Here is a 14,420-nt window from a genome sequence, read left to right as displayed (position 1 = left end):
TTTCCGATAGATTAGATTGTGTATATTTCTATTGTATAACGGTTACCCTCCTTCCTTCAACTTTAAATTTTACATCATTTGAATAGCTGAGCATATTCAGCACTTCGCTTATATTTTTATGAAGCGAAATGTTACCATTGAATAGCTCACCCGATACTTTCCCGGCGTATACCACATCGATATCGTACCAACGACTGATCTTTGCCATCACCTCTTCAATCGGCTCATTTCTGAAACGGAAATAACCATTTTTCCAGGCCATTACATTTTTAATGTCGGCAGGCGCAACGGCAATGTCTTGCCCGTCCAGTACTGTAGATTGCTCTCCAGGTTTAATGGTTTTTGTCTGTTGTGAACGATTGGACACCCTCACACTTCCTTCAATAAGCGTAGTTACTGCTTTGCGATGATCAGCGTAACTGTTCACATTGAAATGTGTGCCCAGTACCTGTACCTCCTGAAGGTTGGTTTTTACAATAAAGGGATGTACTTTATCTTTTGCAATCTGAAAGTAAGCTTCACCTGTAAGTTCCACTTTACGCGATTTCGCCGATGCAAATGATGCGGGGAACTTGATAGAGGAAGATGAATTCAGCCATACTTCACTTTGATCTGGCAAACGCAGGCGATAAGTTTCACCCCTGGCAGTCGACAAGGTATGAATGTGTGTACCTGCAGCTGTTTTAGCACCTGTTGCGGTGTAAATGAGCTGCCCATCTGCAGTTTTACTGATCACAATTCCTGCTTCCTGAGCCAGATTACCGTTATTAGCAGCAGATAAGATAATTTGTTTGCCGTTATCTAAGGTGAGGGTAGCAGCATTTTTGCCAGGTGCAATATCGTTTTTGATCATATTGACCAGCTTTTGTGGCTGCGGCTCCTGCTGATAGCGGTTATAAATAAAACTAATGGCTATAATAAACAGCACCGCAGCAGCTGCGATGCTGAACCAAAGTTTACGCACACCAACCTTACGCCGTACAGCCACTGTTGGCTCGATCTGAGCCCTTAATTCAGCCCATTTTTTATTGGTATCAGAAAAAGAATAAGCTTTCAGTGCGTCAGCAGATGCATTCCTGATGGTACGAAGTTCTGCCAAAAGTAATTGTTCATCGGCACTCAGGGAATTAGATAACTGCTCATCAGCTTCTAGTTCATCTAAAAGCTTGTCCCAGTCAGGAGTAAAATTGCTGAATTTCTTATCCATATTACAACACTGTCGTAGATGTATTGAAAATGGGTGACAGCCAATGGATAAATTTTTATTTTTTCTCTAAAATAAATTTAAATACTCCCTGAAAAAGGGTAAAAGTAATGCAAACTAGAACTATATGAGTGCGAAGCGCAGAATAAGCTCTGCTTAATTGTGTTTTAACCGTATTTACAGAAATATTTTGCTTTTTTGCAATTTCTACATAGGTCATTTTGTCTACCGCATGCATGATAAAAATATTTTGCCTGCTTTCCGGAAGTTTTTGAACCAATTCAACAATTTTTAGGTAACGCTGATGCCTGACTTCGCTATATTCTGTCTCATTAATATCTTCTTGCTCCTGATCTAACGTGTCCAACATCGAATTCCTCTTTTCATTTACTGCACTTTTACGCAGGAAATCGATACATTTATATTTTACAGCTCTTCGTGCGTAGGCTTCGAAACTTGTGGTGAACTGAATGGTATGACGCCTCTGCCAGAAGTCAAGGAAAAAGTCCTGCACCATATCTTCCGCTGTAAACTGATCATGAACGTATTCCATAGCCACAGCACATAGAAATTGATGGTTTCTGCGAAACATCATTTCGAATTGGTCGATATTAAGTGTTTTACTCTCCTCTCCTTCCATTAATAACTTAATGAATGACATAGATAGTTAAAAGCTATGAATTTACGAAATGAATGTATTATCAAAAAAAGACCAACTATTATTTAGTGCGGGTAAAGTTTATTGACTTCCTCATAATTTTGATACTACAAAAAAGATGGATCAGGCAAAGCGTTGCTCCGTTTAAGGCCCACGTAATATGTTAAAAGCTTTTTAATGCTTATTTAGCCTATGGTTGATGATTTGAAAGCTAAAGGGTTTATAAAATAATATCAAACCCAGGTTAAGTATTTCGTATCAAAAATATCCTGACTGGGAAACTTTGAACGAAAAACCTGACATTTTAATTGATTAAATTTTGTTGCATAAACCATAATCATTTGTGAGAGATAACAAATCGACATGCGTTTAGCGAAGGATCCTTTTGTTTTTTTGACCTTTACCCACTCAATACGCTGGGGATGATCACAAACCATGGATCACAGCGGCTTTCATCGTTTTAGGATCATTTTGGATATATCTTGTCTGGAGATTCTTAGGAAACAACATCCTTATGGCCCTGAGGAAATACGAGCAGCGGGAGTTCGGTAAGCCTGGCCATTTTTTGGCTATGGCTACCCTTCAGCACCCCGTCGAGAAAATCATGCGGACGATGAATCATAGAAAGGCAATCTATTTGCCCGTGTTCACTGAGCCATTCCAGTCCACCCTCAACATCCTTATTGTATACATTTTTATAATATATCTTATCGTAGTTGATGTCTGTCCTCAGCCGGGCAATAAAGTCATTGATCTTTCCTGTTCTCTCGGGCCCCATCCCATTCTCTACAACATGGACGATAAGCAACTCTGCATTGGATGCTGATGCCAACACTGCCAGGGACTGGATGGCCTCAAAGTCCGCGGTACTCAAATCGGTTGCGAACGCGATTTTAGTAAAGGGACTGAATTTTACAGTTTTCGGTATAAGCATCAGGGGTAGCTGCGCCGCGTCTATCATGTCCCTGGTACTGCTACCCAGAAAAAACCTCCGCATATCTCCGGCACCGGAAAGCCCCATCACGGCCAGATTAACCTCGGTGGTTAGAACGGCTTCCCGCACGAGATCAGAGATATCGCCAACCTTTACTTTTACAGAAACTTTGGGAAAGGCTTTATCTGGAAGACCGTTTGAATCAACGATCAGATGGGCAAAGTCTTTCAGCGCTCTTTTGCTCTTGCTAATGACCGAATCATAATCCATTGGCCAAACCATTCCGCCGGGATGGGCTGTGAAAGCGGAACGGTGATGGCATTACAAAGCATCAGGTGAGCCTTAACCCTTTTTGCAAGTTCGTATGCATAGCGTGACGCATTTTCAGCAGATTCTGAAAAATCGGTCAAAGCAAGTATTGTTTTCATGATCCGGATATTTATCAATTTTTCGCTGGCCGGGCAACTGCACAACCATGTATGCACCTAAGTTCAGAATTTCCCTTTTTTCCGGCGATGATATTGATCATATATAAATATGTTTTCGATCAGCAGAGCAGATTCAGTACCGATATAGCTGATTACCTTCAAAAAGTCTGCTAAACAACCTAGCTCCTGCTCATCGTTTTTTTCTTATCCTACAAGCAAGAGGCATGATGGGAGTTCCGGACAGTTTTAACCGAGGCTTTTTATTTTGGTTGCTGATATGTCCTGTTTCTCCATTTGACAAGTTCAAACCCCGCGACAGAAACAAATCCCAAGACAATGCTAATCAAGAGTCTAACTAAACTAAGTGACTGAAATCCAAAAAATGATGCCAGGGGTGGCAAGTAGATCAACGCACCTGAAATGACAACGGTAATGCCTATCTTGATGGGAACAAGGTTATTCTTGTACCTTGTGGTAGTAAAAAGCGAGTAGAAAAAAGAGCGGTTGACCAGCGTGAGCGATATATTTGCGGATATCAGGCAGCTGAACACCATGGTGCGTGTGATTAGCTCATCCGCTCCATCATTAATCGCATGCTGATATGCTGCAAGTGTCCCTGCGGTAATTACCAATCCCTGAATGATGCTCATAGATAATTCTTTCCAATTAAAGAAGGTTGAAGTCAGCGGTCTTGGTTTCTGCAGCATTGTATTTTTCTCGATCGGCTCATTCTCATAAATGATCGAACAGGTTGGCCCCATAATCAGCTCTAAAAAAATGATATGAACAGGTGAGAAAATATTAGGATAAATCCAGCCCATGGCCAGCGGTATAAATACGGTTAATACAATGGGAATATGAATGGATATAATATACTGTATGGCCTTTTTCAAATTGGTATAAATGCGCCTGCCCATCGCCACCGCATCAACCATCTTGGATAAATCATCCTCAAGCAATATCAATGAAGCGGCCTGCTTGGCAATCTCAGTTCCTTTTTTGCCCATAGCGATGCCGATATGAGCAGCTTTCAATGCAGGTCCGTCATTCACCCCGTCACCGGTCATGGCTACTATTTCTTTATTGTTTTTGATTGCATTTATGATCTTTAGCTTGGCCTCAGGAAACATCCGGGTAAAAATATTTACAGATTTAACCTTTTTTCCGAGCTGGGTTAAAGATAGTGGCATCAGCTCATCACCGCCTATACAATCTTCAGCACCCCTAAAGCCGATCTGCCTTGCGATGGCGCCAGTAGTTTGTGCATTGTCTCCTGTGATAATCTTAACAGCGATACCTGCAGCATAAAAGGCATCCAGTACAGCGCTGATATTTTTCTTAGGAGGATCATAGAAGGCCAGGAGCCCCTTAAATGAGAACTCATATTCCTGCTGGTTTTTCGGAAAATTATCCCCTTCAAAACTTGCCTGCTACTGCCAAAACCCGATACCCCTCTTTGGCCAAAGGAAAAATCGCTTCATTGATGTTTTGCTTTTGAAATTCGCTAAGATGACTTACCATCATAAGTGCTTCTGGTGCCCCTTTGGCTGAGATAATTCGATGGCCATGGGAGTTTTCAAACAGGTGTGTCATAATGGGGGCTTCCCTCCCAGCGGATACTCATGAATCATATGGAAGGCATGGCGCTCGTCTTCTGATGAATTTTAAGGTAGGCATCATGCAGGGCAACATCCATTGGATCGAAGGGTATAGGTTCACTGGCCCACATACCCAGGGTTAAGATTTACTGAGTGGCCGAATCGAAAACATGACCTTCAACATTACTGATTTGATTGGTCTGCAGGGCATATATTTTTGTCAGGCTCATCCTGTTCTCGGTCAGGGTTCCGGTTTTATCGGTACAGATTACTGAAGCACTGCCAAGGGTCTCAACGGTTTTCATTTGTTTGACGACAATCCCCATTTTCATCATGCGCCAGGCACCCAGTGCCATAAATGTTGTAAATGCTACAGGGATTTCTTCCGGTAAAATGCTCATTGCCAGGGTCAGTGCCTTGATCAGGCTGTCGAGAATATGCGGAAAGCGGAGGTAGTTTATTAACCAAACGGCGAGGAATACCATACCACCAACCATTACCATTTTTTTAACAAAATTGTTTATCTGCAGTTCAAGAGGTGTTTTTTCTTCTTTTATCGACTCCAGGCTTTTCCCGATTCTGCCAAGGCGGGTTTTATTTCCTATAGCCTGTACGGTGGCAATAGCAAGGCCGCTTGCCACGGTGGTTCCGTGAAAGATTAAATTCTCGTCTGAAGAACTGTCTTTATAAACAGCCAGGGACTCGCCGGTGAGCACGCTTTCATTGACAGAGAAATCATTGGAATGAACAATTACTGCGTCAGCCGTTATTGATTTTCCTTCCTCAACAATCAGATAATCCCCTATGACAAGATCTCCTGAGTTTATATCCATCACCATCCCGTTTCTGATCACGCTGCATTTGGGCTGCGAAAAATCTTTTAATTTTTCCAAAGCGTTTCGGCTCCGCGAATCCTGATAGAGGGAGATGGCAGCAACAATTAATACGGCAAGAGAGAGAAAAATACCATCGCCGGTTTTCCCTGTAAGAAAATAAATCAGGGCCGCAGCCAGCAACAAGATCACCATTGGCTCCTTTATAATTTTTTTGAGAGCATCGAGGAAGGGATTTTCCTTTTTGTAGGACAAGACGTTTGCGCCGTACTTCTCCCGGGAAGCCATTACCTGGATATCGCTCAAACCATTAAACCCAAAAGTATTTATCTCCATTACCGTTGAATTATTTTTGCAACGTTTTACACAGTATTTCAGTCCAGATAACAAAAAACACTAACAGCTTTGCAGCGCCTGGTCATTTTTCATCATATTTTCTATTGAAATGTCGTTTAGCCGCCTAAGGCAAATGGTATGTCATCTCAAATTTATCACTTGAACAAAAAAAAAGGTATGACTTAAGTCACTATAATAAATGATTTGATATCAAGGGCTTTACCCACCAGTTAATAAGATCAACAAAAGTGGAGAGGTCGTCGCGGTAGATTCTTTTCAGATACAATTAAAACCAGCAATCTGGTTCAGGTTAAAAAAATTAGCTGAGGCCGTTTGCAGGGTTATCATACTGAATCTTCAATGCGAGATCAAGGAGTTCAGCGGCGTAAGAAATGTGAAACTCTTCCTATTCCGATGATCTAAAATTTATGCCTAAAATTAATCCGCATTTTTTTGCTTGACCCCAGCCGGCCTGACACACCTTATAAACAAGAATTTATGGCATAAAAAAACCGGAAAGAATGTTTCGAAAAACTCTCTTTCCGGCTTGGTACCCGGAGCCGGAGTCGAACCGGCACGGTTTCCCACAGGTGTTTGAGACCAGCGCGTCTACCAATTCCGCCATCCGGGCATTCGTGTTGGACGGGGTTGCAAATGTAGAAATTGAAAGTTAAAATCCAAAAAATATTTTCAATTAATCTATAACTATTTTACTTTATGCTATTTACATTTTCCGGCCGTTCGTCTTTCAGCTTGCGATCTACAATAAACGGGGCAAACGGCAGCAAGGAAGCCAAAAAAATCAGGGTTGCTTTACCAAACTTCCATTTTTGCTCCTGCCAGGCCAAAACCAATGTAGCTGCATATAATACGAATAACAAGCCGTGAACCCATCCGGTATACTTAACATATAAGGGAAGGTTAGCAAAGTATTTTAAAGGCATGGCTACAAATAATAGAAGCAGGTATGATATTCCTTCTGCTACGGCTACTTTACGAAAAATAGAAAGGGAACTGTTCATTGATCTGATTGTTTGTTCCGAAAATAAAACAAAGCTTTTGTCTAACAAAAAGTAAAAAATGATTTTACAATAAAGTGTTTTATGAGGTAGAAGGTTTAGGGTTTAGACAATCACCTTTCCGAAACTCGGTTGCGTATCAATTGTATATAACCACAACAATCAAAGAGTTAAAGCAAAAACACCGAGCGCATTTTCCGGTTATTACACCAAATCTTCGGAAATCGCACCCCAGACCCTGGACTTCTCAGACCACCCCCCGTCTTTTACCACCAAGTACATTAAGTGATGGCACAGAGAACACTGAGTCCGTCATCTGGTTATTACAACATATCTTCGGACTTCCGACCCCGGACCCCGGACTTTCAGACCAATCTCATCTTTTACCACCGAGCACATTAAGTGAAGGCGCAGAGAACACTGAGCCAGTCATCTGGCTATTACAACATATCTTCGGACTCCGGACCCCAGACCCCGGACTTTTTACTCATCTGTTAAGCCAATTTCTCCCTAATCCGGTCGATATACTTTTGACGATAAAAATTATCCTTTATAGCAGGCAACAGCGCATCAGCTTCCTTTGGATTGCTGTCGAACTGCCTCGTCAGCTCCTGGAGCTCATTAGTTAAATCTTTTCCTATCGTCTCAACATCAAGTTTTACCTGTGTGCGCTTTTCTGCATCTGGCTCAAATTCCAAATCCATTAAAGCCTCATTAATATCCATCATTTCCATTAGAAAAGATTGCGGCAGTTGATAGGATTCATCAGCTGCTACGATACCCTTCAATTCCAATACGTATTTTAAGCGTTTCTTAGCATTGCTTAGCGTTTGGTAAGCCTTATTATTCAATGTAGATAATTCCAGTACTTCCTGCTGCTTTTCTTCGCTTTCATTGGCATAAAAATCAGGATGAAACTGTTTGCTCAAAGCATAAAACTTAGCTTTTACTATAGTTTGATCCGGATAAAATTGAATTGGTAATTCGTAGAAATCGAAATAATTAATATCTGATGCTGCTACACTCATGATGTATGTTAAAATTAAAAAGCCGCAGATGTACAGAGCAGCTAAAAGACCTGCTCATCTGCGGCAATAATATCAATTTGCTTTTACTTACCGAAAGATTTTAAAATATCATTACCAAAGGCAAATACCATTAAACAGATCAGGATAACAAAACCCACAATCTGAGCCCTTTCAAGCACCTTTTCGCTTACAGGCTTACGCTGTACCATCTCGATCAAAAGAAACACCACATGCCCACCATCTAAGCCTGGGATAGGCAGCAAATTCATAAATGCCAAAGCCATAGAGATCAATCCTGTCAGCGTCCAGAATTTAACCCAGTCGAAAGTGCTGCCATAAACCTTTGCAATACCGATCGGGCTGCTGATGTTACGTGCACTTAGCTTACCGGTAATCATTTTTCCGATACCTTTAGCATTGTCTACAAATGTACTCCAGGCCATGTTAGCGCCTACAGGAAGCGATTCTATAAAGCCAAAATCTACATGTGCAGTTTCAGGCATTTTCAGGTTAGGAATAATTCCGATTGTACCCTCTTTACTTACTTTAAGATTGAAAGTGATTTCTTTTCCTTTACGCAAGGCTTTAACCGTAATGGGTTTTAACTTATTCGCAGAAACTTCTTCTTTAAACTGATCGAAAAAAGTGATTGGTTTTCCATTCACAGCTAAAATACTATCACCTGGTTTAATACCAGCAGTATATGCCGGATATACAGGTTTCTCGAATTTTTTTCCAAATAAATTATCAAAAAATGATGGCTTATCTGCTTTCTCATCAGGTGCACTTACCTTTTCCACACGCTCCATGGTATACCTTGGAGAGATAAAATTTTCTTTATCATTTTTAGATATTTTATTTAGAATGGTATCCGGCACGGAGATATAAAGGGTTTTATTATCTCTTAAAATAGTTAATTGTGCCCCATCAAACAATACTTTGCTTGATATCGCGTCTTCAAAGCGTATGAGTTTATTGCCATTGATGGCTAAAATCTTATCTCCGTTTTTCAGACCGATTTCCTTACCAATTGTGCCTACAGAAATACCATCATTGAGTTTGCTGTTGACCGTATAATTTTGCCCGATGTTGAACGTAAGCATCCAAAAGATAAAAATACCTACAATTACGTTTACGATAATCCCCCCAAGCATTACGATTAAACGCTGCCAGGCTGGTTTAGAACGAAACTCCCAAGGTTGTGCAGGCTGCGCCATCTGTTCGGTATCCATACTCTCATCAATCATCCCCGCAATCTTCACATATCCGCCAAGTGGCAACCACCCCACCCCATATTCAACATCACCTTTTTTGAAACTGAAAAGTTTAAAACCCCATGCATCAAAAAATAAATAAAACTTTTCTACTTTAATACCAAATGCTCTGGCTGCCAAGAAATGTCCTAATTCGTGTAATATTACCAATAAAGACAATCCAAGCAGCAGTTGCCCCGCCATAATCAATCCGTTCATATTCGCTTATAAAATTTTTATGTTAGATGTTAAACTTTACTTTTTGTTACTAATCTGCCGGCTAAGATACGGCTATGTTTGTCAGTTTCTAAAAAATCGTTCAATTGTGGTTTCTCTATAAAACCGATTTCTTCCATACACTGTTCAATTACATCACTCATCTGGAGGAAACCGATTTTATCTTCCAAAAATGCCGCGACCACAATTTCGTTCGCCGCATTTAAAATACAGGGCATGTTCCCTCCCTTTTTTAAGGAAGCAAATGCCAGGTTCAGATTCCTGAATGTTTCCATATCTGCCTTTTCAAAGCTGAAAGTCGGATAATCTAAGAAATTAAAACGCTTAAAATTGTTTTTTAGCCTATCGGGATAATTTAATGCGTACTGGATCGGCAGTTTCATATCAGGAACGCCCATCTGGGCTTTCATAGAACCATCGGTAAACTGAACGATGGAGTGAATAATTGACTGAGGATGAACAATTACATCAACTTGATCTACCTCGAGATTAAACAGCCATTTAGCTTCAATTACCTCCAAACCTTTGTTCATTAACGAGGCAGAATCGATGGTAATTTTTGCACCCATTACCCAGTTGGGATGTTTTAAGGCCTGCTCTTTTTTTACAGTTGATAAAAAACCCTTTGTTTTACCTAAAAATGGCCCTCCGGATGCGGTTAAATAAATCTTCTCAATTTCATTTTGTTCCTCCCCCACCAAACATTGAAATATGGCCGAATGTTCCGAATCAACCGGTAAAATTTTAACATGGTGTTGAGCTGCGAGTTGGGTAATCAGTTCGCCTGCGACCACCAGGGTTTCTTTATTTGCAAGCGCGATATTTTTTCCCGCTGTTATAGCTGCAATAGTAGGTTTAAGCCCTACCGACCCCATTAACGCCGTAAGCACAACATCGCTATCCGGATAAGCCGCAACTTCGGACAAGGCGGCTTCGCCTGCCAAAACTTTTATATTAAGGCCATGCAAAGCCTCTTTAACTTCGTTGTATTTGCTTTCATCACAAATTACAACAACTGCAGGCTTAAATTCCTTTGCTTGCTGAATGAGTAATAAAGAATTCTTCAGTGCTGATAACACCGCTACTTTAAAAACTCCAGGATGATCCCTGACCACTTCCAAAGCTTGTGTACCTATGCTCCCTGTAGAACCTAATATGGTTATTCTTTTCAAATCGTTTTATATAGTTACAGTCGCCATGGTTCGTGTCCTCACCAACCATTAAAGTTTCGTTTCGTGAGGGCACGAGCGGTGGCGATCAGTTATTCTTTTCAATTATTTAATACCGTTTTGCTTAAATCAATTAAGCTTTATTTTATTCTGCCATAGTTTGTATCCTCACAAACCATTATAGTTTCGTTTCGTGAAGGCACGAACTGAAATTTTAAATCCGTGTAAACAGATTTGGCTTCGCTGAGCCTTCGGGTTCTCCACTGCGTTGCATTGGATTCGAAATGACAATCTATCGTAAGCTATTATTACAAAAAAGATTGCTTCGTCATTCCTCCTCGCAATGATGAATTCTTTAAACAATATACCGCTCCAGCCCTTCCGCCAACTTCCTGTCATTACTCAACCGCGGTACTTTATTTTGCCCGCCTAATTTTCCCTCACTTTTCATATAGTTTACAAAGGCATCTTTTTGCAAAGTACGTATAATCAACGGCTGCAATATATTTCCTTCAATGAGGTCAAAGTAATAAATATTTTTCTTTTGCAAAGCCTCATCCACCTTTTTGCTAAAGGAAGCCAGATCTTTTGGTACAGTTGAAAATTCCACAAACCATTCGTGATAAGGCAATTGCCCTGCTTCCGGATTAACCTGTGGCGCTACTGTAAATTCTGTAATTTCTACCTGCTCTTCATTCGCTACGCTTAAAATGGCCTGTTCTACCTCTTCTCCTATTACATGTTCGCCAAAAGCAGAAATAAAATGTTTAATCCGCCCTGCTACCACAATTTTGTAAGGGTTTTTAGAAACAAACTTAACGGTGTCACCAATACTGTAACCCCATAATCCTGCATTGGTATTTAAAATTAATGCATAATTGGTATCCAGTTCAACTTCACCAAGCGATAACCGTGTTGGATGATCATTATAATATTCATCAGTGGGTACAAATTCGTAAAAAATACCAGCATCAGTCAATAACAATAAACCTTTGTCTTTCTGCGAATCCTGATAAGCGATGAATCCTTCAGAAGCCGGATAGGTTTCGATGGCATCAATTTTCCTACCGATACTCTGCTCAATTTTTGCCCGGTAAGGTTCAAAATTTACACCACCGTAAATAAAGAGACTGAAATTCCTGAATATTTCGGCAATTCTCTTTCCTCCGGATTTTTCTGAAAGCTTATCGAAATACATCTGTACCCAGGGCGGAATGCCTGAAATCAAAGTCATGTTTTCATTGATGGTTTCCTCCACAATGGCATCTACCTTTTGTTCCCAATCTTCAATGATATTGGTTTCATAAGAAGGCAACCGGTTCTTTTGCAGATAAGCTGGTACGTGGTGGGCCACAATGCCAGATAAACGACCTACATTAATTCCATTTTTTACATTCAACACCGGACTCCCCTGTAAAAAGATCATCTTTCCGTTTACAAAATCAGCCTTGCCCGTTTCGTTGATATAAGTTAAAATGGCATTTCGCGCAGCTTTGATATGCTCAGGCATCGATTCTTTAGAAAGCGGGATATATTTGACACCTGATGTAGTACCTGATGTTTTAGCAAAATAAAGCGGTTTTCCTTTCCAAAGCACATCAGCCTCTCCGGCCACAACACGGTCCACATAAGGCTTTAAACCTTCATAATCATGAATCGGCACATGTTTTTTAAAGTCAGCATAGGTTTTAATATCATTAAAATGATGATCTTTCCCGAAAGCTGTATTTTCGGCGGCTTTAACCAGCCGCTTTAATATATCATTTTGAGCATTAACGGCATTATATTTCCATTTGTTGATCTGCCAGACTGCAAATGCCGCAAAGGGTTTACTTAACGCTGCTTTTAATCCCCAGCCTCCTGAAGAAGACTTTTCCTTTCTACCGTTCCGTTCTCTTTCCATAAATTTAATCTGATTTACCCCCCTTCAGGGGTTGGGGGTTAAACTATATTATGTAAAATATCAGGATGCTGATCACCTTTATACTCGCTTGAAATTTTACGGTATGCAACGGTTAAGGCCACACTTGATAGTGGAACAATAATGAATGAACTTAAAATATTTACAATAAAGGCAATTAAAGGCCATTGCAGGTAATTTAATAACAGGTAAATTAAATATCCACCACCCAAAACAACCAATAGCAATAATATCTTAGTGAAATTTCCTTTGGTGGTAGCCAAACTTAATTTGATAGAATCAAATGGTGTTGCACCTTTATCGATAATAAAAAACGGAAAAAATGAAATCCTTAACCAGGTGATGAAAATGGCAATAATCCCTACCGAGATGGCTACATTTTTAACGATCGATAAATTAATCCCGGTATAAATAAATGGAAAAGCGACCAGAATGACAACAAGATAAACACCAAGGATACAGCCTACAAAATAAAGGGTAGCGATCAGAAACCTGATAATCTGCTGTCTGGTTGGGAGTGTATCAACAATCTTCACATCGTTTTCCTCATCATCCATTAAATGAAAGATGTACTTAAACAATGAGAGATTTATGGTAAAATAAAGCAGAACGAAAATGATCACCATGATCACGCTTAAAGCTTTGCTCACATCTTTAATAAAAAAGGCCATTAAACTTGATGCACTGGCGGTAATAAACATCAAAAAACATAATGTAGCAATTGAGAAATAGTGTTTTCTGGTGATGCCCCAGGCTTTTTGCATCACATCATTAACGGCAAAAGTACTTTCTTTTAAATAATTGATCATGTTATTTGAATACCACACGTTTAAATAAATCCTGTATAAACCCTAAACCATAAGCAGTTAATTGGATAAATGAGGATACAATGCTCAAAAATGCAACTTTTAACGATTTATTTACAGACCATGAATAAAAAAATATCAACATAAAGTAAATCAATAAGAAGAAGTTACAAACATATGCCAATGGAGGATATATAAAGTTACACAAAATAGTGAAACCAAAGCCCAATGTAAAAAAGGCAGGAAAAAAATGAACGAGCTTTAACTCTTTTGGAAAATGTTTATATATATTAATCCTGGCCCTGCCAAAAAAATGCAGTTGTTTATAAAACTGGCTAAAGCTGGTGCGGCGCTTATGATAAACCTTTGCATCGGGAATCAAACCAATCTTAAAACCGTTCTCATGTATGCGGATACTGTATTCAATATCTTCGCCTAAACGCGTTAAAATAAACCCGCCTACTTTTTCCCAGGCCTGACGGGAAACGCCCATGTTAAAACTGCGGGGATGGAACTGCCCTACATGCTGTTTGTTTCCACGGATGCCGCCTGTGGTGAAAGGCGATGTCATGGCGTAACTGATTGCTTTCTGTACAGGTGTAAAACTGTCATGCGCTGCATCAGGACCACCATAGGCGTCTAAATGATGTTCGTACAGATAATTTTTAACAATCTCTAAGTAATTGGCCGGAACCAGAATGTCAGAGTCGAAAATAACAAAGTAATCGCCTTTAGCTCTTTCAAAGCCAAAATTACGGGCAAAACCCTGTCCCGCATTCTCCTTGAAATAGTATTTAACATCCAGTCGATCTGCATAAGAAGCAACGATTTCCTTCGCATCGTTTTTAGAGCCATCCTCAATAACCAAAACCTCAAACTGTAAATAAGTCTGTTTAGTTAAAGTGTATAAAAGTTCGTCAATTTCCTGCGGACGATTGTAAAGGGGGATGATAATGGAGAAAAACATTTTTTGGAGGTTGAAGCTTGAGGGTTTAA

At 40.0% G+C, this 14,420-nt stretch carries 13 protein-coding genes and 1 tRNA gene; all 14 read right to left on the bottom strand.

All coding sequences use genetic code 11. The features are described 5' to 3' along the window. Positions 1-28: 28 nt before the first annotated feature. Positions 29-1,207 (bottom strand): FecR family protein, encoded by a 1,179-nt coding sequence (locus BM107_RS07855; protein ID WP_090982002.1) that lies wholly within the window; start codon positions 1,205-1,207, stop codon positions 29-31. Positions 1,208-1,262: 55 nt separating this feature from the next. Further along, positions 1,263-1,865, bottom strand: a complete 603-nt coding sequence (locus BM107_RS07850) for an RNA polymerase sigma-70 factor (protein WP_090982000.1) — start codon at positions 1,863-1,865, stop codon at positions 1,263-1,265. A 493-nt stretch (positions 1,866-2,358) separates the two neighbouring features. Continuing rightward, positions 2,359-3,066 carry a universal stress protein gene (locus BM107_RS07845; RefSeq protein ID WP_159435212.1) on the bottom strand — a complete coding sequence of 236 codons (708 nt, stop codon included), beginning with the start codon at positions 3,064-3,066 and terminating at the stop codon, positions 2,359-2,361. After that, the gene (locus tag BM107_RS25195; RefSeq protein ID WP_090981996.1) at positions 3,024-3,224 is read right to left on the bottom strand and encodes a universal stress protein; all 201 of its coding nucleotides are present in this window, start codon (positions 3,222-3,224) and stop codon (positions 3,024-3,026) included. Before BM107_RS25195 ends, BM107_RS07845 begins: the two co-directional genes overlap by 43 nt. A gap of 260 nt (positions 3,225-3,484) precedes the next feature. Continuing rightward, the gene (locus BM107_RS25070; RefSeq protein WP_244278771.1) at positions 3,485-4,543 is read right to left on the bottom strand and encodes an HAD-IC family P-type ATPase; all 1,059 of its coding nucleotides are present in this window, start codon (positions 4,541-4,543) and stop codon (positions 3,485-3,487) included. A gap of 425 nt (positions 4,544-4,968) precedes the next feature. Beyond that, positions 4,969-5,991 (bottom strand): HAD-IC family P-type ATPase, encoded by a 1,023-nt coding sequence (locus BM107_RS25065; protein ID WP_244278760.1) that lies wholly within the window; start codon positions 5,989-5,991, stop codon positions 4,969-4,971. 548 nt (positions 5,992-6,539) lie between these two features. Next, positions 6,540-6,622 (bottom strand) — tRNA-Leu (locus BM107_RS07830). A gap of 79 nt (positions 6,623-6,701) precedes the next feature. After that, positions 6,702-7,013 carry a DUF3817 domain-containing protein gene (locus BM107_RS07825; RefSeq protein ID WP_090981994.1) on the bottom strand — a complete coding sequence of 104 codons (312 nt, stop codon included), beginning with the start codon at positions 7,011-7,013 and terminating at the stop codon, positions 6,702-6,704. Between the two features lie 491 nt (positions 7,014-7,504). Beyond that, positions 7,505-8,038: a Fe-S protein assembly co-chaperone HscB gene (hscB, locus tag BM107_RS07820; protein WP_090981992.1), complete on the bottom strand. Its 534-nt coding sequence runs from the start codon at positions 8,036-8,038 to the stop codon at positions 7,505-7,507. 83 nt (positions 8,039-8,121) lie between these two features. Next, on the bottom strand, positions 8,122-9,510 hold the full coding sequence (rseP, locus tag BM107_RS07815) for an RIP metalloprotease RseP (protein WP_090981990.1): 1,389 nt from the start codon (positions 9,508-9,510) through the stop codon (positions 8,122-8,124). Between the two features lie 29 nt (positions 9,511-9,539). Beyond that, a complete protein-coding gene (locus BM107_RS07810) occupies positions 9,540-10,700 on the bottom strand; it encodes a 1-deoxy-D-xylulose-5-phosphate reductoisomerase (RefSeq protein ID WP_090981988.1) in 1,161 nt (386 codons plus the stop codon). Between the two features lie 352 nt (positions 10,701-11,052). Continuing rightward, a complete protein-coding gene (locus tag BM107_RS07805; protein ID WP_090981987.1) occupies positions 11,053-12,600 on the bottom strand; it encodes a GH3 auxin-responsive promoter family protein in 1,548 nt (515 codons plus the stop codon). Between the two features lie 38 nt (positions 12,601-12,638). After that, a complete protein-coding gene (locus BM107_RS07800; protein WP_090981985.1) occupies positions 12,639-13,427 on the bottom strand; it encodes a hypothetical protein in 789 nt (262 codons plus the stop codon). Position 13,428: 1 nt separating this feature from the next. Beyond that, the gene (locus BM107_RS07795; protein ID WP_090981982.1) at positions 13,429-14,391 is read right to left on the bottom strand and encodes a glycosyltransferase family 2 protein; all 963 of its coding nucleotides are present in this window, start codon (positions 14,389-14,391) and stop codon (positions 13,429-13,431) included. Positions 14,392-14,420 lie beyond the last annotated feature (29 nt).

Origin of the sequence: Pedobacter suwonensis, from assembly GCF_900111825.1 — a bacterium.
Classification (GTDB): domain Bacteria; phylum Bacteroidota; class Bacteroidia; order Sphingobacteriales; family Sphingobacteriaceae; genus Pedobacter; species Pedobacter suwonensis.
Note: the sequence above shows the minus strand (reverse complement) of the source record. Positions and strands in the feature narration are given on the sequence as shown.